General features: G+C 63.0%; 1 protein-coding gene. It reads left to right on the plus strand.

Going from position 1 to position 1,017, the window contains the following annotated elements; genetic code table 11:
* Positions 1 to 91: 91 nt before the first annotated feature.
* Positions 92 to 1,017 (plus strand): WD40 repeat domain-containing protein (locus tag BMZ02_RS18680; RefSeq protein WP_139209277.1); only part of this gene is annotated, 926 nt, incomplete at its 3' end.

Genomic DNA, 1,017 nt, shown 5'->3' on the forward strand with positions numbered 1-1,017 from the left:
GCCCCAAGGGCGGCATCAACGTCTACCGCTTCGACCCGGAGACCCAGACCCTCGATGCGGAGTGGACGCCCCGGGGCTGGTTCGCGTTTTGATGGGCGTGGTGCTGCGAGGCGCTGGGTTGCTGATGCTGGCTGCGGCGCTGTCGGGCTGTTCGCTGATCCAGCCCGGTCCGGCGCAGGTGGTGAGCGTCTCGGATGACGGCCGCTACGTGGTGAGCTCCCACGACAACCGGCGGTTGATCCTGTGGGACACGGAGGAGCGCCAGCGCAGCGTGGTGAGCCGCAATGCGAACATTTACTCGGCGCACTTCGTTTCAGGGCGGGACGACACGTTCCTGTGGCAGGACCTGGACGATGTGGTGCACGTGCAGACGGTGGATGGGGAGGTGCTGGAGTCGTTCGAGCACTTCCCGACCTACGGCCACGTCATGGGGTCGGACCTCAAGACCTACTTCGCCTCGGATGCGGAGTTCCACATCTACCAAGGGTGGGGAACTGACAAAGAACCCGTCAAAGTCGATGGGCAGGGTGCACGGTTTCAGGGCACTCTCTTGAACTTGGTGCTTGACGAGAGCGGAGAACAGTTGCTCTCAGTCGGCCATGCGGGCGTATTTGAAGAGGACGCCGTAGACAAGCGCGACCCTCTGGAAGCAACTCGAACTGGATACTTCAACGGACCAACCTTGTGGGACGCTGGAAGCTTGAAGCCTCGCTACTCGTTCCCCGGTCTTTTTGGTAAGGCCCACGGCGACATCAGCCCGGACGGACAGTACGTTATCGCCGCCGGCGAGAACCGCTGGGGTTTCATGTGGGAGACCGATACAGGCGAACGCCGCTGGCAGCTTGCGAACTACTGGTATGGCAAGCCGCGGCGCGATGTGGACGTACCTGAAGGCAAGGAGCGCCGCGATCTGCCCGCAGAGGAGCGTCTCAAGCTGGACCGGCTGATCGACATCCCCGAGGGTGGCCGGGAAGGTGAAGAGGGCCATATGCGTGGAGCGCAGGTCGGGGCACTGTT

Source organism: Aquisalimonas asiatica (assembly GCF_900110585.1).
GTDB classification, from domain to species: Bacteria; Pseudomonadota; Gammaproteobacteria; order Nitrococcales; family Aquisalimonadaceae; genus Aquisalimonas; species Aquisalimonas asiatica.